This is a genomic window from Pseudomonas sp. Pseusp18, from assembly GCF_059506005.1.
In genome coordinates this window covers 3,136,936-3,155,846 of the sequence record NZ_CP169240.1, presented here as the reverse complement: position 1 = coordinate 3,155,846, position 18,911 = coordinate 3,136,936, and the positions used below count along the sequence as shown (strand labels likewise).

General features: G+C 57.8%; 18 protein-coding genes. 6 read left to right on the top strand and 12 right to left on the bottom strand.

Annotated elements, in window-relative coordinates; translation table 11 throughout:
- Positions 1 to 49: 49 nt before the first annotated feature.
- From ACEN9A_RS14205 to ACEN9A_RS14195, 3 genes are all read right to left on the bottom strand, one after another.
- Positions 50 to 916, bottom strand: coding sequence for a patatin-like phospholipase family protein (locus tag ACEN9A_RS14205; RefSeq protein ID WP_258674092.1), 867 nt, complete (start codon positions 914 to 916; stop codon positions 50 to 52).
- 141 nt (positions 917 to 1,057) lie between these two features.
- Positions 1,058 to 1,825: a molybdopterin-dependent oxidoreductase gene (locus ACEN9A_RS14200; protein WP_258674090.1), complete on the bottom strand. Its 768-nt coding sequence runs from the start codon at positions 1,823 to 1,825 to the stop codon at positions 1,058 to 1,060.
- A 3-nt stretch (positions 1,826 to 1,828) separates the two neighbouring features.
- Positions 1,829 to 2,431 carry a cytochrome b/b6 domain-containing protein gene (locus tag ACEN9A_RS14195; protein WP_258674088.1) on the bottom strand — a complete coding sequence of 201 codons (603 nt, stop codon included), beginning with the start codon at positions 2,429 to 2,431 and terminating at the stop codon, positions 1,829 to 1,831.
- Between the two features lie 1,112 nt (positions 2,432 to 3,543).
- Here ACEN9A_RS14195 and ACEN9A_RS14190 point away from each other — a divergent pair.
- The 5 genes from ACEN9A_RS14190 to ACEN9A_RS14170 all read left to right on the top strand — a co-directional run bounded on the left by ACEN9A_RS14190 (position 3,544) and on the right by ACEN9A_RS14170 (position 7,894).
- Positions 3,544 to 4,377 (top strand): phytanoyl-CoA dioxygenase family protein, encoded by an 834-nt coding sequence (locus ACEN9A_RS14190; RefSeq protein WP_064617876.1) that lies wholly within the window; start codon positions 3,544 to 3,546, stop codon positions 4,375 to 4,377.
- A 13-nt stretch (positions 4,378 to 4,390) separates the two neighbouring features.
- On the top strand, positions 4,391 to 4,807 hold the full coding sequence (locus tag ACEN9A_RS14185; protein WP_019578922.1) for a RidA family protein: 417 nt from the start codon (positions 4,391 to 4,393) through the stop codon (positions 4,805 to 4,807).
- 90 nt (positions 4,808 to 4,897) lie between these two features.
- Positions 4,898 to 5,560 (top strand): TetR/AcrR family transcriptional regulator, encoded by a 663-nt coding sequence (locus ACEN9A_RS14180; protein ID WP_258674085.1) that lies wholly within the window; start codon positions 4,898 to 4,900, stop codon positions 5,558 to 5,560.
- 190 nt (positions 5,561 to 5,750) lie between these two features.
- Entirely contained in the window at positions 5,751 to 7,238 is a 1,488-nt protein-coding gene (locus ACEN9A_RS14175; protein ID WP_258674084.1) for a flavin monoamine oxidase family protein, read from the top strand.
- Positions 7,238 to 7,894, top strand: coding sequence for a c-type cytochrome (locus ACEN9A_RS14170; RefSeq protein WP_019578919.1), 657 nt, complete (start codon positions 7,238 to 7,240; stop codon positions 7,892 to 7,894). The genes ACEN9A_RS14175 and ACEN9A_RS14170 overlap by 1 nt, the downstream gene beginning before the upstream one ends.
- 90 nt (positions 7,895 to 7,984) lie before the next feature.
- Here the strand turns inward: ACEN9A_RS14170 and ACEN9A_RS14165 are convergent, their stop codons facing one another.
- From ACEN9A_RS14165 to ACEN9A_RS14155, 3 genes are read right to left on the bottom strand one after another with little or no spacing between them, the layout of a single operon-like run.
- Positions 7,985 to 8,647 (bottom strand): hypothetical protein, encoded by a 663-nt coding sequence (locus tag ACEN9A_RS14165; RefSeq protein ID WP_258674082.1) that lies wholly within the window; start codon positions 8,645 to 8,647, stop codon positions 7,985 to 7,987.
- Between the two features lie 39 nt (positions 8,648 to 8,686).
- The gene (locus tag ACEN9A_RS14160; protein ID WP_258674081.1) at positions 8,687 to 9,343 is read right to left on the bottom strand and encodes a c-type cytochrome; all 657 of its coding nucleotides are present in this window, start codon (positions 9,341 to 9,343) and stop codon (positions 8,687 to 8,689) included.
- Positions 9,344 to 9,352: 9 nt separating this feature from the next.
- Positions 9,353 to 10,825 carry a flavin monoamine oxidase family protein gene (locus tag ACEN9A_RS14155; protein WP_026345877.1) on the bottom strand — a complete coding sequence of 491 codons (1,473 nt, stop codon included), beginning with the start codon at positions 10,823 to 10,825 and terminating at the stop codon, positions 9,353 to 9,355.
- A 41-nt stretch (positions 10,826 to 10,866) separates the two neighbouring features.
- On the opposite strand from ACEN9A_RS14155, the gene ACEN9A_RS14150 reads away from it, so the two are divergent.
- The gene (locus ACEN9A_RS14150; protein WP_019649724.1) at positions 10,867 to 11,007 is read left to right on the top strand and encodes a hypothetical protein; all 141 of its coding nucleotides are present in this window, start codon (positions 10,867 to 10,869) and stop codon (positions 11,005 to 11,007) included.
- Between the two features lie 26 nt (positions 11,008 to 11,033).
- Here ACEN9A_RS14150 and ACEN9A_RS14145 read toward each other — a convergent pair whose 3' ends face one another.
- From ACEN9A_RS14145 to ACEN9A_RS14120, 6 genes are all read right to left on the bottom strand, one after another.
- Positions 11,034 to 12,401, bottom strand: a complete 1,368-nt coding sequence (locus ACEN9A_RS14145; RefSeq protein WP_019649723.1) for an NAD(P)/FAD-dependent oxidoreductase — start codon at positions 12,399 to 12,401, stop codon at positions 11,034 to 11,036.
- Between the two features lie 11 nt (positions 12,402 to 12,412).
- Positions 12,413 to 13,651, bottom strand: a complete 1,239-nt coding sequence (locus ACEN9A_RS14140; protein WP_019649722.1) for a thiolase family protein — start codon at positions 13,649 to 13,651, stop codon at positions 12,413 to 12,415.
- Between the two features lie 17 nt (positions 13,652 to 13,668).
- Entirely contained in the window at positions 13,669 to 15,228 is a 1,560-nt protein-coding gene (locus ACEN9A_RS14135; RefSeq protein WP_026345876.1) for an AMP-binding protein, read from the bottom strand.
- Positions 15,229 to 15,238: 10 nt separating this feature from the next.
- Entirely contained in the window at positions 15,239 to 16,372 is a 1,134-nt protein-coding gene (locus tag ACEN9A_RS14130; RefSeq protein ID WP_019578912.1) for a saccharopine dehydrogenase family protein, read from the bottom strand.
- 55 nt (positions 16,373 to 16,427) lie between these two features.
- Entirely contained in the window at positions 16,428 to 17,711 is a 1,284-nt protein-coding gene (locus ACEN9A_RS14125) for an acyl-CoA dehydrogenase family protein (RefSeq protein WP_019578911.1), read from the bottom strand.
- A 245-nt stretch (positions 17,712 to 17,956) separates the two neighbouring features.
- On the bottom strand, positions 17,957 to 18,901 hold the full coding sequence (locus ACEN9A_RS14120) for a WD40/YVTN/BNR-like repeat-containing protein (RefSeq protein ID WP_258674080.1): 945 nt from the start codon (positions 18,899 to 18,901) through the stop codon (positions 17,957 to 17,959).
- Positions 18,902 to 18,911 lie beyond the last annotated feature (10 nt).

The window sequence follows — 18,911 nt, the reverse complement described above, 5'->3', positions numbered from 1 at the left end:
CCGTTACATCGGGTGAAGTTGCTCGTCCAGTGACACCCGATGTTTTTTCTCAATGCTCATGGGCATGTGAATGGATGGTCAGGGCCCCCGGTACCTTGGTGCGTTCGAGCCCCCCATGTTCCAGCCACCGGAGGGTCTGCTCATAGGCACGCTGCAGCAAAGACTCGGTCTGGTCGAAGTTGAACACCGAGACATCCACAGGACACAAGGGCGGGACGATGTGCAGGCTGGTAAGCGTGCGGAAGTGTTCGATGTCGCTCACCAGTTGGCGCATGCTCATCAGATTGACGGTGTGCAGGGCCAAGGCGACCAGGCCTCGGGGCGGTTGTGTCAGGGCGCAACTCACCCCGGTGGGGATGACCACGACGTTGGTGGCTCCCAAGGCTACGGCAGTCGAAATAGGTGTATTGCTTGCCACGCCGCCGTCAACCAGGAACCGATCGGCGATTTGTACGCAGGGGAACACCAACGGGATGGCAGCGCTGGCCAGTAACGCCTGCTCAAGTTCGCCACTGGACAGCACCGTCTCGGCACCACTGAGCAGGTCGGTGGTGACAATGTGTAGGGGCAGCGCCGCATCCTCAATGCGATGAATGGGCAGTGCCTGACCCAGCAATCGGTGCAAGGCCGCCGGCTGCAACAGAAAACCACGCCGTTTGAGCAGTCCTCTACAGGTATCGAGCCAGGAGAGGGGAAAGATGTCCGTTTTACTCAGCCCGCGCCAGAACCCGGCGAGCGCCTCGACGCCATCGGAATCGGGCCTTGCGGCAAAGTAGGCACCATTGATTGCGCCTACCGAAGCGCCAACCACCATGTCGAATCGAACATTGACCTCGACCAAGGCCCGCAACATCCCCACCTGGACCGCACCCAAGCTGCCGCCGCCAGCGAATACGATTGCGGTTTTGGTCGCCATGGTCGAAGTCTCGGTGCGGAAATGTATCGAATGAGTGTAGCTGGTGGGGTGGTGTTACTTCGGTGGGAGAGGGTAGTCACATGACATCGCGATCATGGATGTCATGTGTCCAATGCGTCGGTTATCAGGACGCTCGATAGCTCAACTGCCACTGAACCAGTTGTAACCCTGATCCTCCCAATAGCCACCGGGGTAATCGTTGGTCACGAAGATCTCCACGACATGTTTGGGGTTCTTGAAGCCCAGTTTGGTCGGCATCCGCAATCGCAGGGGGTAACCGTATTCCGCTGGCAAGACCTGATCGTCATAGCGCAGGGTGAGCAGTGTTTGCGGGTGCAAGGCCGTGGGCATATCAATGCTGGTGTAATAGTCATCGGCGCATCTGAGTCCGACATATTTGGCACTGATATCGGCGCCCACACGTTGCAGAAAGGTCGATAAGGTTACACCACCCCATTTACCGATGGCGCTCCAGCCCTCCACACAAATCAGTCGCGTGACCTGACTGGTGTGCGGCAGTTGGTTCAGTTCAGTGAGGGGCCAGCTGTGCTTATCCTGGACCATGCCACCAACCGCGAGTTTGAAAGCAGCTCCGTCAATGTTCGGGATGCTGTTGCGGTCGTAGTAGGCGTTGAAAGGAAACGGGCGCGTCATCATCGACTCAGGGTAGGTCGGTGCCAGCCTGCTCGGATCGAATAGAGCCGCTTGTACCTTGTCATTGAAGCGCGACACCATTTTCAGCATGGACTCCACCGAATCACTGTCATCCAGCCGACAACCCGTCAACAAGGCAATTGCGCCCAGTGTCCAAGCATGACGAAGAAACTGTCTGCGTGCGGGTAGATCAAGTTCCTGCGCTACCGATTTGATGATGACGGAGTCATCTAGCCCGTCTACTTTTCTGTTCATGAGTTAGCGTCCGCGCAGCATGGCGATCAGGGTGCGTGGCACGAGAGCCACCATCACCAGATGCACTACGGCAAAGGCCACCAGCAGGCTCATGCAGACAAAATGCACGATGCGCGCTGAGTCATAGTCGCCCATCAGTTCCCTCAGCAGCGGAAACTGCACCGGTTTCCAGATCACCAGACCCGATAGCACGAGCACAATGAGATCGAGCACGACAAAGAGGTAGGCGAGCTTTTGCAGGGAGTTGTATTGCCGCAAGTCGGCATGGGCGAGCTTGCCCCTGAGGGCCGCCAGGCAATCATGCAAAACTTCGGCAGGGCGTATCGGGAGAAACTTGTGGGCGATGCGGCCGGAGAACACATTGAGCAGAAGGTAAAGGGTGCCGTTGATGACCAGTATCCACATCGCTGCGAAATGCCAATGCAGTGCGCCCGCCAACCAACCACCCAAGGTGATGCTGTCGGGAATCCGAAAGAAAAAAATCGGTGAAGCGTTATAGATACGCCAGCCGCTCATCACCAGGATGAACACAGCGATGACGTTGACCCAATGGGTCAGCCGGAGCCAAATCGGGTGAATCGTTTGGGGGCTACTCACAATTCCCATCCTGCCGGCACAGTGCCGACTAGTCCCCCCACGGCCAATACGAAGCGTGTTGGCTCAATCCCCCGTGCTTAACCGGCAACTCCACTGGAGTCGCAAACAGCACCTGCCTGACAGTGTCTCTATCAAGACTAGCATCAGCTTGTAGGCGCCGTTTTACATTGTTCAAGCCGTGATTGCCCATGTGAAGCACCAGCCATCAGTAGATACGCCAACTCAATCCAAAGGCGAGCGAATGAGCTGGCTAAGACCCTTGCTCGTGGAGCGACAAGTAATTGAGGAGTGCAGGCGGTGCTTTTATGAAAGTTCCGCCCAGACACATCATTTAACATAATATACATTACACGTAACATCATGTTTCAGGATTGGCCCGGTTGCACTGTCGAGATTATTTAAATATGCGTATAAGCAGCTAAATATGAAACAGCCGAACAATCAGCCCCTTAGTGAATTCTGCTCACTGCATCCTCCAAAAAATATTATTTAAATATGCGCATCAGCTTTCATACCGGGATCGGAAATTCTTCGTTGCCGGAGTTGTTTGCAGATCGCCTGCCCAGTAGTCGTTTGATATCTCAGAGGTCTAGCACTGATCTTGCCGCATCCGTCGCACCTAATCGGTCTGCATGAACAATGCTTCCAGGAATGTCAGCAATCACGACGCTGTGTGAAATCTGTGGCTTTCGGCATGGGTTGGTGCGCGGATTTCAAGGACAGCCATACAGGAATTGGCCAATGTCTGGCGACGCCGTCGAAAATTACGCTCCTAGCGACCCATGCACCAAGCATTGCTCTGAAACCCCATTTAAGTATGAATCAGCGAGTAAGGGGCTGACATTGCGGAGAGCTTCACTAGCTGGGCAAGGCGTTAACGACCGCTATTTGCCGAAAGCAGGCCTCTGCCCCCCGTTCATTTTGGCCCATCTCTGCTATCTACGATCTAGCTTGCCATGAACCATGCAATGGCTACCCGCACGCCTTTACCTAGCTCTAGGAATCTCCCGGCGGGAGGACATTATAGGCTGCCATAGATTAAACATAACTGGTGTTGTGTTTAATCTGAGTGACTGCTAGCATCCAAATCGCCAAGTGGCATTTTCGAGGAGAAAGCTCTCATGCAACCCTCTGTGCGAAAGGCGTTCCTGGAAGACGGGGCCGTCCTGATCAAAGGTTTTCTGAACAAAGATCAATTGGCCAAGTGCCGGGCAGCCTACGACTGGGCTGTCGAGAATCATGGCCCTCATGCGACCCGAATGTTCGACGGAACTGAGCAACAATCGCACGTCGACAATGCGAATCCGGTCGCCAAGGCCCGTCTCGAAGAACTGGTGACCTCCCTGCCCTTTGGCGAGCTGTTTGCACAGCTCTGGGGCTCGGAGAATGTGTGGTATTTCGCCGAAGAAGTATTTCTCAAGGCCGGTGGGCGCGGATCTCGCACACTTTGGCATCAGGACACGTCTTACCTGCCGTGGGCGGGAAACCACTGGGCCAATGCCTGGATCAGTTTTGAATCGGTCCCGAAGAAAAACGCTTTGGAGATCGTCCGAGGTTCACACATAGGGCCGCGTTACGACGGCACCACGTTTCGCGACCCAAATGATCCGACGCAACCTCTGCATGGCGGCGATGCCTTGCCGCGTCTGCCTGACATTGAGGCTCTGCGTCAGAACAATCCCAAGGCGTTCGACATCATTTCGTGGGCCACCGAGCCCGGCGATATCGTCCTGCTGCATCCTGGTTCGCTACACGGCGGTGCGCCGGTGGATGCAGCCTTCCCGGACCGCCATACCTTCGTCTTCCGTTTCTTTGGAGACGACGCAACCTTTCGACCTCTGCCAGAGCACAGCGCCGCCGGTTACCCGCAACAGGGCGTGCTGTTCAGTGAGGAGCTGTCGACCTTGAAAGCCGGAGATCCTTTCCGCCACCCAACGTTCCGCCAATTAATATAAGAGGAGTAACGCCATGAGTACTCAAGACCTGCAGCGTCAATCGATCAATCCTGGTCACACCCAGGCCATCTACGACACCTTCCATTTTTCCCAGGCGACGCGTGTCGGGAACATGATCTGGGTGTCCGGCCAGGTCGGTATCGACGCGTCCATGGTTCCTGCCGAAGGTATCCAGGCACAATCCCATCTGGCGTTTCAGTCCTTGAGAACCATCCTTGAGGCCGCAGGCGCAAGCCTGGCCGATGTGGTCGAGTTGATGACCTTCCACACGGATCTTCAGGGTGAAGTTCATGCCTTTGGGCAGGTAAAGGACGAGTACTTCCCCGAGCGCTATCCAGCGTGGACCGCTGTCGGTATTTCACAACTTGCACTTCCCGGATTGCGAGTGGAAGTACGAGCCGTTGCTGTGATTAATAGCGGTCGAATCTGAAGGATTGCATGTTCTCGACATGCCAAGCCAAAATGGCGTTCGCAGCCGCTGTCGGCTCAACGCCTTCAACCAACGGAATCACTTTCTCTCATGCATGATGCCCAAGCGCCTTCCACGGATCGTCAGCAACCCATTGACAGTGATTCCGCACACGCCCCACGCCGAGGACGCCCGGTAGGCAATCGCCTGGAAAAACGCGGAGAACTGTTGACCGCTGCCATCGAGGTGATTGCCCAGGAGGGTTATGCCGGGACTTCTCTGCGCAAAGTCGCCAGTCATGCTGGCTGCACGACTGGCGCCGTGACCTACTACTTCGCCAACAAGGAAGAGATGATCACTGCGGCCGCGCAGAGTCTGTTCGACGAGTTCGACGATCTGCTGGAGTCCGATCAAGAAAAAGTCGACGTCAGGGCAATGATCGAGCAGTGGTTGAACCTGACTCAAGCCAACGACTCAGCCCGCTGGCTTGCCTTGTTTCAAATGCTCGCCCACGCCCGGCACGAGCCAGTGTTTGCCGATGTGATCCAGAAACGTTACTCGCGATTCCGAGAGGATCTCGCGACCATTCTGGCCAAGGGGCAAACCCAAGGCATCATCCGCAAGGACATTCCTGCCGATCTACTCGCTGACCAGCTCAGCGCACTGAGTGACGGCTGGATGATGATGCTGCCGATCGAGCCGGAACGATTTGAACCCAAACGCAGCAAGGCGTTGATGGATGCCGTCATCACGCTGATCAGCCCCTCTCGATAAATCCCCCTACCCTGTCTTCATACCATCAACAAGGTTCGCTTCATTCGGGGAGCGAACCCAGCATATCTGCATCTTCCTTACGCTCAAATCCACTCTTTATCGCCATCCTCTCGATTTCACTTTGCTGAAGACCTCTTCCGTCATATATTCACATAACATCTGTAATTATAAATAGAAAAAGGAGGTGAAGATGGATTCGGATCTCGATGAGCTGTCGACGCAATCACGGCAGCGACGATTGTTATTGCAAGCGATCGGAGGCGCCGCCCTCGCCGGAGGACTTGGCATCAGTGGGCGTGCCATGGCTCAAACCGAACCTGCGACAGACGCTTCGATACTGGACGTGGTGATCATGGGCGCGGGGCTGTCCGGGCTTACATCAGCCAGGGATCTTCAGGCCGCCGGCTGCGAGTCGTTTGTAGTCCTTGAGGCCCGCGATCGCGTCGGTGGCCGCACGTACAACCATGACTTGGGCAACGGCGTCATCTCTGAGGCCGGCGGCCAATGGATCGGTCCTGGCCAAACATCGATTGCGGATCTGGCAAGGCAGCTCGATGTCGCAACCTTCCCTACTTATTACAAGGGCAAGGCGGTTTATCTGATGGGCGACGAAAAGATCCAAGAGGATGTCAGCGATGGCCCGAATTCCAACACTGAAATCGTCGGCAAACTGAACAAGCTGGCCGAAGGTGTTCCCAGTAAAGCGCCCTGGAAAGCCAAGGACGCTGCTGAGCTTGACAAACTCTCGGTTGGCCAATGGCTAGCCGAACAAGGCATCAGCAACGTAGACAAGATCGGATTCAACATGTCCGTGAGTCTGACCTTCGGTACGGCGCCGGCCGGCATGGGCCTGCTGCATTACCTGGCGATGATCAACTCCTCCGACTGCCGCCTCGAAAAGCTCGAAGGCATCAAAGGTGGCGCGCAGGAATCACGGCTGGTAGGTGGTTCTCAGACCCTCAGCTTGAAGATGGCACAGGCTCTGGGTGACAAAGTCCGGCTGGCGTGTCCGGTGCGCAAAATTGTCGGTTGGGATCGTGATGTCGTCGAATTGCATACCGACCAGGGCATCATCCGCACGCGGCAGGTGATTGCCGCCCTGAGCCCGGCGCTGTGCAATCAGATCATCTTCGATCCGCCTTTGCCAACCGAGCGCGCCGAGCTGCAGCGACGTTGGCCGGCCCATGCGCCAATGCGCAAGACCGTACACGTCTATGAGCGACCGTTCTGGCGAGACCAAGGCCTTAACGGGCAGATCGTACAAGTGGAGGGCCCCCTGATCTGGGCCTACGACAACTCCCCTGCGGACGGTAGTCTGGGCGTCCTGAGCGGCTTTATCAGGCCTGGGCAATTACCCCATGACCCCAAAGCGGCGCAGGACACCTTGTCGGAGATCTACGCCCAAGCTATGGGCGAGCAAGCCCTGCATCCGATCCAGTTCCATGATCAGGACTGGGGCAAAGTCGACCCATGGACCCTGAGCTGCATTTCTCCAATGCCCCCCGGTTTCTGGACTCAATGGGGCGAATACCTGACCCCGGCCGTTGGCCGTCTGATCTGGTCCGGCACCGAAACGGCGGAGATCTGGGCTGGGGCGATGGATGGCGCAATCCGCGCAGGCCATCGAGCGGCGATGGAAGCGCTACAGGCGTTGGTTCAACCGGGGAGGAACGTCTGATGAAGCGGACTATCGTGATTGGGGCAATCGCTGTGACAACCGCGCTGGCGGGATCGACAGTGATCTATGGGCCAGAACTGTTGGCGGGATACCGCTTTATGAATGCCGTGGATCAGCATGACGCTGATTACCAGGCCGATGGTGGTGCGTGGCCACAATTGCAGGACACCTGCGCACTCTGTCATGGCGCAAGAGGCCAGCCGCGGGACGCCCAGTATGCCGCTCTTGCGGGTCAGTCCGCAGCGTACATCGAAAGCCAGTTACATGCGTTTGCCGAAGGACGCCGACACAGTGCACAGATGAGTCCGCTGGCGGCGAATCTGACAGATGAGCAGATCAAGCGTCTGGCCAGTTATTTCGCCGAACAGAAACCAGGCGTAACTGAAGTCACGACGAAAGATGATGCTCTTCAACAGCAAGGTCAGCGTGTGGTCGTCGCCAATGGATGTGCAGCCTGTCACGGCGAAAAATTGTCTGGCGGCCCGTTGGCTCCGCGCATCGCGGGACAAGGGCAGCTTTATCTGACGGACCAACTGAAAGCCTTCAAAGTTGGCCAACGCAAAGATCCGACTCAAGCCATGAATGCTATGGCGGGTGCGTTGTCCGACGAGGATATCAAGGCCTTGTCGCACTATCTGGCGAATCTGGTGCCCTGATCCCGCTGGGCAAGGATGCCCGCCGCCCTCCTCTTTCATACGCCAAAAGCCGCCAGAATGGCGGCTTCGCATACCTGAAAAACATATCTCTCAGCGTGTCTGCAAAAGCGCCATTGAGTTCTTCGAACGCTCTAAGGCGCAATACGCGTAGTACAAGTGCACCAGTAAATAAGCCCAAGTAGTCAGCGCAAGAACATAGAAGTTCAGCAGCACGTTAGTGTCGTCCCCAGGGATTTTGTAGAAGTCATAAATGCAAGCAATGGTCAGTGAGGCGAGCATGCCAAATATCACCCCGATCGCGTGCAGGAACTCTCCGGCGCTTGCGAGCCTCACTGCGAAATAGACCAGATAAACCGAAAACATCACCCACATCATCACGTAGAAATACGGCAGGAGCGTGATCAGAACCTTGGTGGAAATCAAAGCGAATGTGCCCACCAGGGCACCGGCAAACATCATGAGTTCCTTGCGCACTGAGGGCTTGTAGGTATGCGTCACCGCCATCAACCCGAGTACCGTAATGATCGGGATCCCGAAGGCTCTGGAGAACGCATCGCAAAAGTATGAAATGAGGTACGAATGCTCCGATCCGGTGAGGAAAAATATCAGGAAGTTTGTCGCGGAAAAGGCGACCACAAACCACTCGAGAGCCAGTAGCAGGTTTCTTTTTTTAAGAAACTTGATGCCGAAGGTCAGCCCATTCGCGAGCAGCAAGAAACAGGCAAGGCACAGCACAATATTTCTCGGTTCCATAACGATAGCCTCGATACATCTGACAGAAAATTTGATGATTTATTTGGGTTGAGGAGCCAGTGCGGCAAGGTAGGTGGCAATCGCCTTACGCTCATCCGCTGACAGCGCGGCCGCCATTGCTTTCATTGCGCCGCTGGGCTCATTGCGCTCACCTGTGGCAAAAGCGTTGAGCTGCGCTAAAAGGTAGTCGTGCCCTTGCGCGGCCAAGCGAGGAAACGCGTCGTGCCCCATCAACTGGCCACCGTGGCAGGCTGCACAGCCTCTCGTTTGCACCAGTTGTTTGCCCTTTTCCTTCAGACCTTCGTCAGGGCTGAAAGCCGCATTCGCGCTGACGGATTGCCGAGAATAGAAATTCGCCAGCAGATCAATATCATCGCGGCTGAGGGTCATCGCCAACGGCCCCATATTGGGTGCAGCCCGTTGCCCACTGGCGAAGTTGTGCAACTGCGCAGACAGGTACGCGGCCGGCTGTCCGGCCAGACTCGGATAAGGCGAGTTCAGCGAGTTGCCCTTGCTGCCATGGCAACCCGTGCAGGCATCCGTCAGATGCGGCCAGCTCCCACGTTCGGTCTGGTACGCCTCAGTGGACGTGGTGATGTAACTCTGCAGGCGATAGAGATCGAGAAGGTCACGACCGAAAATCGCCAACAGCACGGCAATGACTGCGATGACGCCAAACGCTATGATTTTTTTCATTGTCGCCTCCTATGCCCGACGCAAGGCGTTGAGCACCTGTAAGGCGCTGTGGTGTCCGGCGCGTACGGCACCATCCATGTAGCCTGCCCAGATATCAGCAGTTTCAGTGCCCGACCAGAACAGATTGCCGCAGGGTGGACGCAGCGCCTCGCCATGAGTTGACCAGAAGCCTGGAGGAATCGGCGACACGCAAGTGATCGTCCATGGGTCGAAATGCGCCCAGTCATGATCGTGGTAGGAGACGGGGTTAAGCGCTTCGTCCCCCAAGGCACGCGCATAGATCTCGGTCTGCACACGTTTAGCGGCTTCAGGATCAGCAGGTGCTGCCGCATTCATGACGAATGCATTGATGACTCCGATTTCACCGTTGGGCGGTGAGTTGTCGTAAGCCCAGATGACCGGCCCCCCCACCTGAATGATGTGGCCGTTCAAGCCTTTGTCACGCCAGAAAGGCCGCGGGTAGACCATCGCGGTCTTGCGGGCCGGAGAGTGTGCCGGCCAGGCACGTTGCAAGGCTGCACGGGCTTCGGGCAGCGGTGGATCGAACTGCAAGCGTTGGCAGAGTGCGGGATGAATCGCCATGATCACCCGCCGGGCACGTATCTCGCCTTGATCCGTTTGGAGTCTGACGATGTCGCGATTCCAGTCGGTAATCTTTCGCACTGGACAGGACAAGCGAACTTTGTCGCCCAACAGTTGCGCCATCTTGCTGCTGAGAATCTGCGAACCACCGACGATCCGTGTGCCCTGCGCGCTGTCCTTGATTGAGTCGAGCCGCATATATTCGCAACCGGCCGAGTTGATCATCGACAGAAAATGCAGAAAGCCCATCTTTGCCGGCGTAACACCGCAGGTCAGGAGGAAACTGGCGTTCCACCCAGCCCGATCCTCAGGCTTTATGTTCTGTTGAGCCAGCCATTCACCTGCCGAGAGCTTGTCCAATTCGGCGGCCCTGGGTGACTTCCACGGTGTACCGCACGGCACGTCCCGCGACAGTTCACTGAGCTTTGCCGAAACGGCTTCATCGGTGCCGAACGTGCCTTTCAAATCAACGGCGACACGTCCGTCACCGCCGAGGATGATGGTTTCACCGTCGTAGAAACTCGGAAAGGTGCCCACCTCAAGCTCTCGGGCGAGATCCGCTACAGCCGTTTGCCCCGGGCCTATCCACTGGCCTCCGACCTCGGAGATGTAGCCTGAACCCAGATCGTGATTAAGGGTGCGCCCGCCTACACGATCGCGCGCTTCGAGCACCAACAGCGACTGGCAACCCGCCAGATGCAGATCGCGGGCTGCCGTCAGACCGGCAAGGCCTGCACCAATGATCACCACGTCGATAACATTGTCCGAGCTGTCTTGCAAAAGCGTATCGGCGGCATTGGCCAGGCCGATGTTCAAACCAATCGATCCCACCGCCGCTGTAGCACCGGCCAGTTTGAGCAATTGTCTTCGTTTTAAATCTGGAGGGGCGTCAGTGTTCATAATCGATGCCTCACATAACGTTATTGTTGGATTGAACGCTCATGACAGAGCGTCCGTGCGGCAGTAAAAAAAGCGGTGGCAGAAACAAAATCCATTTTGTCTTTCTGCAGGCGAGCGCCTGCCCGGCCAATGACTTCAAGGCCTGTGCCACCACTGAAAATCAGCGTGTTGTCTTCCTTTAACGCGTTGTTCTGCGCGCCCTCAACGATTAACGATGAGTGCGTGCAACCTTGCGGTTGGTGTATTCGTCGAGGCTGTTTGCCACCCCTAGCGCCAGATTCACGGCGCACCATTGCAGCGGCTCTGGCAATGTTTTCGGGGTTTTGTGGCGCAGCGCAGCGAGCAACGGATGCTCGATGCCGCCGATTCTTTCCGCCAGCAGATGCCCGATCAGCGACTGGGTGGCGATGCCGTGTCCGGAGCAGCCTGCGGTGTAGATAATGTTGTGGTGGGTTCCGGTTTCGCCCACCACCGGCAACGCGTCGTAGGCCATGCTGACGTAGCCGCTCCAGCACGATTGAATACCAATACCGCGCAAAGTCGGGAAACGTGCCCCCAGCGTGTTTTCCAGCTCGCGGTAGGCAACATCGTCGGGAATGTTCGGGGTTTTGGAACCGTAGACATAGCCGAGCCGTTTGGTGGTCAGCAGCAACGTATTACGCGCCGTCAGACGATGGCTTTCCATGGTCCAGTGCGGTGTCATCAACCCTTCCCGTCCTGCCCATCCCAATGACGCCAACTGCTGCGCAGACAATGGCTCGGTTTCGACTGCCGACACCCGAAATGGAACAATCTTGTCGCGCAGAAGCCCGATTTGCGGCGTATAGGCATTGGTGGCCAACACCAAATTCGGGGCTGTCGCACGACCGTGCGTGGTTTGGCAGGTGATCGTCGGCCCATCGGAATACGACACCAACTTCGTATTCTCATACAGTTTCACGCCTGCCTGGAGCGCCGCCCGCCGCAGTCCCATCACGTATTTGCCGGGGTCCAGCGTACCGCCATGGCGTTGCAGGCAGCCAAACAGAAATGCCGGTGGAATCCCCCGTGCGCGCATTTGAGCCTGATCCAGAAACTCGGTACGGGAGCCAAGTTCGTCACCCACTGCCATACTCTTGCGTAGCTTTTTCTCCTGGGAAGGATGGATGCCCGCCCTGATGATTCCCGAGGCGTTGTAGTCGCAGTCGATACCCAGTTCGCGCAATCGGCCTTCGACGTAGGCGACACCTTCGTCGTAGAACCTGACGATGTTTTTCGCCTTTTCGTGACCGACACGTTTCAAGAACAGCTCGAACTCAATGCCGATGCTTCCGCCCAGATAACCGGCATTGCGACCACTGGCACCGAAACCGGCAAATTCCTGTTCAAGGATGATTACCTTCGCACCCAGCGCCGTAAGCTCCAGGGCGGTAGACAGCCCGGCAAAACCGGCACCGATCACGATGACATCCGCGCTGACATCGCCTTCGAGCTCCGGCTGCAGATCAACCGGACTCTCGACCCAGCCACCCAACCGGCGGAAATGCCCGCCGGCAAAGTGGCTTTCCAGCTCTTGCGCTTGATAGGTCATGGACATGTGATGCGCTCCTATCGACTCAGGATGTGAATAGCGACCGCTGCTTCCTCAACACCTTGAAGACCGCCGCCGTTTTCCTGGATGGCATGCCGCGCGCCGTGTACCTGGCGCGCCCCGGCTTCCCCGCGCAATTGAGTGGTCAACTCGTACAATTGGCCGATCCCCGTTGCGCCGAGCGGATGACCTTTGGACTCCAGGCCGCCGGAGGTATTGATCGGTATGCGGCCACCCAGGGTGAAATCGCCCCGTTCGGCGCAAATTCCACCCTCCCCCAGCGGCGCCAGTCCGAGATTTTCCGACTGGATGATTTCCCCCATTGCCGAAGCGTCGTGAACTTCGGCCACATGCATGTCCTGCGGGCCGAGTCCGGCGATCTCGTAGGCCTGGCGCGCAGCCAACAGGCTGACGTGCTTGTGCGGCTCATCCAGTCCACGCAAGGTGAAACTGCGGATCACGCTGGCGGCGATTCGCACACAACGTTTCGGATCGGCCCCGATGCGTTTCAGGCCCGCCTCGGTGCAAATGATCGCGGCGGCCGCGCCGTCGGACAACGGCGCGCACATCGGTAACGTGATCGGATAGGTGATCGGTGGCGCCGCCAGTACCTCTTCGATGGTGAAGGTCTTGCGAAATTGCGAATAAGGGTTGTGCACCGAGTGTTGATGGTTCTTGGCACACACCGCCGCGATCTGCCGCTGTGTGGTGCCGTAGGTCTTCATGTGCCAACGGCACATGGCGGCATAAATGGCCATGAACTTGCTGTACGGGCGATCAGACTCCGAGCCTGGCGGAACAACGATGCCCTCCCCCATTTTTACCAGCGTGGCGTAGTTCTCCTCGGCGGTGGAAACATCCCAGCCGGTTTCGAACAGTGCCAGTGCCCGCGACTTGTCCGGCACGTTCATTTTCTCGGCGCCCAACGCTAACACCACATCGGTAGCCCCCGAGCGCAAGCTCTGCACCGCCAGATGAACCGCAGTACTGCCCGAGGCACAGGCGTTTTCGACGTTGTAGACCGGCACACCTTCGATGCCGATCTTGCTGCACATCACCTGCCCCGGGATGGAGAGCTGGCCTTGTAGATGGCCGTTGGTGATGCCGGCGTAAAACACTGCCTCGATGTCGGAGCGTTGGGCGCGGGCGTCTGCCAGAGCCCCCTGCAACGCCTCCAGAGCCATATCCTGAAGGCTACGCTCCAGATGACGTCCGAATTGGGTCATGGCGATGCCGGCTATGTAAATGGGTTCCATCACTTAACTCCTCGACGTCAGATCTGCCGATCAACGCTTTGCCAGTACTGGGCACGCAGATCCTTCTTCAACACCTTGCCAACAGGACTGCGTGGCAATGCATCAATGAAATCCACAGTTTTCGGAGACTTGACCGATCCGAGTCGGTCTTTGCAGAGACTGATCAGTTCTTCGGCGGTGACGCTTTGTCCAACACTCAGCTCGACGACGGCCTTGACGCTCTCGCCCCACTGATCGTCCGGAACACCGATCACCGCGCAGTCCTGCACTGCCGGATGGGCCCAAAGCACCTGCTCGACCTCGCTCGGATAAACGTTGAAACCACCGGAGATGATCATGTCCTTCTTGCGGTCGGTGATGTGCAGGTAGCCATGGGGGTCGAGATGGCCGATATCACCGGTGTGCAGCCAACCGTCGATGATGGTTTCGGCGGTTTTTTCCGGGTCCTTGTAATAACCCTTCATGACCAGGTCACCGCGTACGCAGATCTCGCCGGACTCGCCCTGGGCGAGAATCTCCCCGGCGTCGCTGAGGATCTCGACGCGAATCAGCGGATTGGGGCGGCCGACCGATGACAGACGCTCGTCCGATGCCAGTCGTCCACCTTGCAGATGCTCGGCGGGCGGCAGGTTGGAAATCGATGCGGGCGCTTCGGTCTGGCCGTATCCGCCGGCCATCACCGGGCCAAAGGTTTCGATCGCTTGCTTGAGCTTCTCCACCGACATTGGCGCCGCGCCGTAAAGAAAGTATTTCAACGAGCTGAAATCGACCTTCTGCGCCAGATTTGGAACATCCAGCAGGCGATAGATCACCGTCGGTGGCAGAAAAGTCTCGGTGACCTTGTACTTCGGAATCATCGCCAGCATCAGCGCCGGGTCCGGCTTGGTGATAACTACCACGGTGCCGCCCCGCGAGGTGCACGGCAGGGACAGTGTGCCGGCAGTATGGGTCATCGGTGCCGCCGCCAGGTTGACCGGTGGATGCTCATCCCCATAAGGGAAGTTGATCATGAAGTGCGCACAGAACGTCTGGATGCTGCGATGGGTGTTCATCACACCCTTCGGCAAGCCTGTGGTGCCACCGGTTGGCGAAATCGCCACTACATCGTCGAGTTGATACTCGACCTTGGGTGGCGTGTTCGGCTGACCTTCGATCCAGACTTTAAGCGAAGGTGCTTCGGGCAGATGTTCGTCGATGCAAATCCATAAACGGATTTTCGGCAGGCTCGGGCGCAACGCGTCGATGATGGATGCGAACTCCTTCTGGAAAAACAGCACCTCGCAGTCGAACGCATCGAGCACATGACGGTTCTCTTCGGCACTGTTGCGAGCTCCAACCGGAATCCAGCACATGTTGGCGCGCCAGAGACCCAGTGTGCACGTCCAGGCCACGGCATCGTTGGCCGACCAGATCGCACCCTTGGTGCTCTTGGGCAAACCCTCGGCCAACAGTGCATTGGCGATACGGCATGACAAGTTGCGGACGTCGGTAAAGGTGAAAACCCGGTCATCCTGGATATACGCCGCGCCGTGCGGATTGATCCGCCAGCCACGGTCGAAGAAATCAATAATCGCCATGTCGGTCACTTCACAGTTGGGTAACGGTTGCGCGAGCCAGGCCACGCTGTTCGAGGAAGCCCAGCAGGTAGCGATGACCGAAGGCTTTCGAGGCCGAGGAGAAACCGACCTTGGCGCTATCGTTGTTCAACAGCTTGACCACGGCTGCCGCATGCAAGGCGCCGGTGGCGATGTAGGGCGTGATGCCGTGCACGGTGGCACGCACCGCTGTCAACTGACCGCGGCCGATCGCGAAGTCGACGGTGCGTTGCAAGGTGCTGCGCTCGCGCGGTGGCATGCTCGGCGTGGTCGACTGCACGAGGCTATTGATCACCGCGTCCTGCTGCTCTTTCGGCAGGTGTTTGTACTCGGCTTCCCACTTCTCACCCAGGCCGTGGACCATTTTCATCACCGGGTTGTCGTAGAAACCAACGCAGGACATGCAACTGCGCACCCGGCTATCCTCCTCATAGAACACCGGCAACGAAGTGCCGCCCCATGGCAGGCAGAACACCGACTCCAGCAGATCGGGACAGACCACGTTGAAGCTCGTATTCGGCGCATATGGCACCAGTGCCTTCTCCCACAGATAGGCGCCGGGGTAGCGCATGCCTTCGAAAATGGTGGCCGTTGAACCAACGGTCACACCGGCGGCACCGGTACGTGGCCCACGGGTCAGGGTTGCGGTTTCCAGCGAATCGACGCCCGGAGTTTCCAGGGCCAGCTCGGCGGCGATCTCGGCGTAGGTGTACATGTACGCGAGCGATGGGGACAGCAGCAGCCCAGCCTGGCGGTATAGCTCGCCAAACTGGTCGCGCAAGGCACGAATGTGCGCTTGCTCACCGGCAGGATCCAGATAATGACAGCCGGCCTTCAATGCCGCTTCAACGGCGGTCAGGCCAAAATTGATGAATGGGCCGACCGTGTTACAAACCACGCGCGCGCCTTTGAACACCGAAGTCAACGCTTCGACCTCGTGGGGGCACTCAATGATTTCGTAGGTCGCCGACTCCAGGCCGACAACGCGTTGCGCCATCATTTCCTGGGCACGGCCGGCGTTGCGCGCCACGGCGGTGAACGGGATGTGCTGGTCGATCAACCAGTCCATGATCAGCATGCCGGTGTAACCACTGGCGCCGTAGACAACCACAGGATATTTGGCCATCGGGATGTACCTCATTGTTGTTATTGGATGAGTGATGTCGGGTGAATCTTCAGGGTCAGTTGTTCGCCCAGCCTTCGGCATAAAGCTGCTGGGCCAGCAGCCCCAGACGCATGGTCAGGACACGGTTTTCGCCGTCCTCGATCAATGAGGACTGGGTGTCGCGCAATAGCTTCTCGATCGGGTATTCGCGGGTGGTGCCGTTGCCACCGAACAGGCGGAAGGCTTCTTGCACAACGGCCATCGCCTCTTCGGTCACCGTGACCTTGGCAGCAGCTGTGGCGTAGGGATGGGTTTGCGGCGACAGACGCGCGAAGCTCAGCGAACGTCGGGCGACAGCGCGGGCGGCCTCGACACGGCGCAGCATTTCGCCCAGACGCAGGCGGGTCATCTGGTGGTCGATCAACTGATGACCGCCCTGGCGGCGTTCATGGCAGTACTGCAACGCCATCTCGAATGCGGCGCGCGCGACGCCGGTGAACACCTGGCTCATGTGCGTGCCGGCAAACGACCAGGAAGAGCTGACGGCGCCGTAGTAGTTTTCGCGCTCGGCGATTGCAAAGCGCCGGGGCACTCGCACGCTGTCGAAGTAGATTTCGCCTTGTGGCAGGGAACGCTGACCGATCTTGTCCAGCGGCTTGCCTTTAGACACGCCTTTGAGATCAAGCGGAATGATCACCGCAATACCATGCGGCCGACCGTTGGCATCGTAGAAACCGTCACCGTAATCGGCGCAGATCATACCCAGCGCGACCTGCGCGACGGCTCCGTTGGATACCCACGCCGAGCTTTGACCGTTGAGGATGATTTCATCGCCGACCACTTTGGCGGTCAGGTTGCCGATATTTCCAGGCTTTCCTGCCGGCCAGTCACGCGCCATATCGAAGATCTGGTTGTCGCTACCACGATCGGGTTGGGTGGCCATCCAGCAACCGATCCGGCCCTGGCAGAGCTCGGCCAATTCGGTATTGCCGGCGGCGACGGCCATTTGCAGCGGGAAGTCAGCACAGCCAAGGGAAACTGCCAGGCCGGCATCGCCCCAACCGAGTTCTTCGCCGATCAGTGATTCGATCCGTATCGCCATATCCGGTGGCAACTGTGCCAACAGCGCCGGATCAAGACCCAACTTGGCGAACTCGCTGAACATCGAATAGTAAGGCGAGCCTGGGGCAATCACCTCTTCCGGTGTCATGCGGTCCAGCTCACGCCCCAAGGGGCGCAACACCTCTTTGGCGAAGCGGTGGACGGAGGCCTGAATCGCAGCCTCCTCTTCTGTCAGCGGTGTTTCGAAGCCGGAGAGCCCGGCAGCTGGCAGGGTAAGCGTCGATTTGAGCGAGATCATCAGAGTACCTCCATCGAGAATGGCAGGCCGTTGCGCTTTGCAACGTTCTGCGTCTTGTTATTTGAGATCGACTCTAACAAGCAAAATTATTTAACGCAACAACTGTTATGCTTATTATTTTGCGCGTGAAAAAACGCTTTCAGGCACGGGGGAACCGGCCGAAAATCAGCAGGAAGTTTTAGAAAATGACCAAGCCAAATGTCGGGAAACGGGTATCGCGCTAGCCTCCCGACATCGCAGCGGCATCAGTGCTGAGGGACGACGCCTCGTCGTGAAAACAGAATCGGTGAGCCGTCACTGTTCAGCAGCGACGCCGTGAGCGAAACACCGTCGCCGCTGGGTTGCTCGTGAAAACTCTGTCCACCGTCGTCACTGCGCACAATCAAACCGTCGAGTCCCACCGCGATGACTTTTCGCTCTGAGACATCGATGGCTGTGACTGAACTTTTGCTTTGCAGCGGCACGCGCTGCCAGCTCGAGCCGTCTGCGGAACCATGCAGCAGCGTGCCACGTTGTCCGCCCACCAGCAGTGAGCTGTCACTCAGGACTGCCCCCGTCCACAACGTGCCGCTGTAGCCGGTATCCAGGTAGCGCCAGTGCTTGCCCCGATCGTCGGAGCGCAACAATTGGCCGCGCTCTGCGGTGGCATACAAGTGCCCTTTTTCATCGGCAAACAGTCCCATCAGATTCAGGTCGGCACGACTCGATCCGGGTGGCGCGTCGATTTTCTGTTCGATCCAGGTCTTGCCGCCGTCATCGGTTGTCAGCACCAGCGACCACAGTCCCACTGCGACGCCTTGCGTCGGGTTGAAGAAGTGCACGGCAAACAATGGCCGGTCTTCTGCACTGGATAATCGTTGAACCTGCCAGACATCACCGCCATCGCTAGTGGCGAGAATTGCTCCCCAGTGGCCGACGGCCCAACCCTGTTTGGCATCGGCAAAGGAAACACCGGTCAACGGAGTGGACAACGGTACGGAAGTCGCCTGACGAAAGCGCTGCCCGTGGTCATCCGACAACAACACCATGCCGTGATCGCCGACGGCAACGGTTCGCTCCCCGGCCCAGGAAGCGCTCAACAGCGTGGCGGCACTGGCGTTGGCGGTTTGCGTCGCGGGTACGGCCGGCAAGGGAGAAGCCTGTAGCAATGCCGGCAACATAAGAACAATCAAAGGAATCAGGTTTCGCATCGGGGTCTCC

What these genes read in the sequence shown, in the direction of transcription:
- ACEN9A_RS14195 (WP_258674088.1), bottom strand. Translation starts at nt 2,431, where the DNA reads ATGGGAATTGTGAGTAGCCCCCAAACGATTCACCCGATTTGGCTCCGG.
- ACEN9A_RS14145 (WP_019649723.1), bottom strand. Translation starts at nt 12,401, where the DNA reads ATGTCCATGACCTATCAAGCGCAAGAGCTGGAAAGCCACTTTGCCGGC.
- ACEN9A_RS14150 (WP_019649724.1), top strand. Translation starts at nt 10,867, where the DNA reads ATGACAGAGCGTCCGTGCGGCAGTAAAAAAAGCGGTGGCAGAAACAAA.
- ACEN9A_RS14140 (WP_019649722.1), bottom strand. Translation starts at nt 13,651, where the DNA reads ATGGAACCCATTTACATAGCCGGCATCGCCATGACCCAATTCGGACGT.
- ACEN9A_RS14175 (WP_258674084.1), top strand. Translation starts at nt 5,751, where the DNA reads ATGGATTCGGATCTCGATGAGCTGTCGACGCAATCACGGCAGCGACGA.
- ACEN9A_RS14205 (WP_258674092.1), bottom strand. Translation starts at nt 916, where the DNA reads ATGGCGACCAAAACCGCAATCGTATTCGCTGGCGGCGGCAGCTTGGGT.
- ACEN9A_RS14155 (WP_026345877.1), bottom strand. Translation starts at nt 10,825, where the DNA reads ATGAACACTGACGCCCCTCCAGATTTAAAACGAAGACAATTGCTCAAA.
- ACEN9A_RS14170 (WP_019578919.1), top strand. Translation starts at nt 7,238, where the DNA reads ATGAAGCGGACTATCGTGATTGGGGCAATCGCTGTGACAACCGCGCTG.
- ACEN9A_RS14200 (WP_258674090.1), bottom strand. Translation starts at nt 1,825, where the DNA reads ATGAACAGAAAAGTAGACGGGCTAGATGACTCCGTCATCATCAAATCG.
- ACEN9A_RS14125 (WP_019578911.1), bottom strand. Translation starts at nt 17,711, where the DNA reads ATGATCTCGCTCAAATCGACGCTTACCCTGCCAGCTGCCGGGCTCTCC.
- ACEN9A_RS14165 (WP_258674082.1), bottom strand. Translation starts at nt 8,647, where the DNA reads ATGGAACCGAGAAATATTGTGCTGTGCCTTGCCTGTTTCTTGCTGCTC.
- ACEN9A_RS14120 (WP_258674080.1), bottom strand. Translation starts at nt 18,901, where the DNA reads ATGCGAAACCTGATTCCTTTGATTGTTCTTATGTTGCCGGCATTGCTA.
- ACEN9A_RS14160 (WP_258674081.1), bottom strand. Translation starts at nt 9,343, where the DNA reads ATGAAAAAAATCATAGCGTTTGGCGTCATCGCAGTCATTGCCGTGCTG.
- ACEN9A_RS14135 (WP_026345876.1), bottom strand. Translation starts at nt 15,228, where the DNA reads ATGGCGATTATTGATTTCTTCGACCGTGGCTGGCGGATCAATCCGCAC.
- ACEN9A_RS14190 (WP_064617876.1), top strand. Translation starts at nt 3,544, where the DNA reads ATGCAACCCTCTGTGCGAAAGGCGTTCCTGGAAGACGGGGCCGTCCTG.
- ACEN9A_RS14185 (WP_019578922.1), top strand. Translation starts at nt 4,391, where the DNA reads ATGAGTACTCAAGACCTGCAGCGTCAATCGATCAATCCTGGTCACACC.
- ACEN9A_RS14130 (WP_019578912.1), bottom strand. Translation starts at nt 16,372, where the DNA reads ATGGCCAAATATCCTGTGGTTGTCTACGGCGCCAGTGGTTACACCGGC.
- ACEN9A_RS14180 (WP_258674085.1), top strand. Translation starts at nt 4,898, where the DNA reads ATGCATGATGCCCAAGCGCCTTCCACGGATCGTCAGCAACCCATTGAC.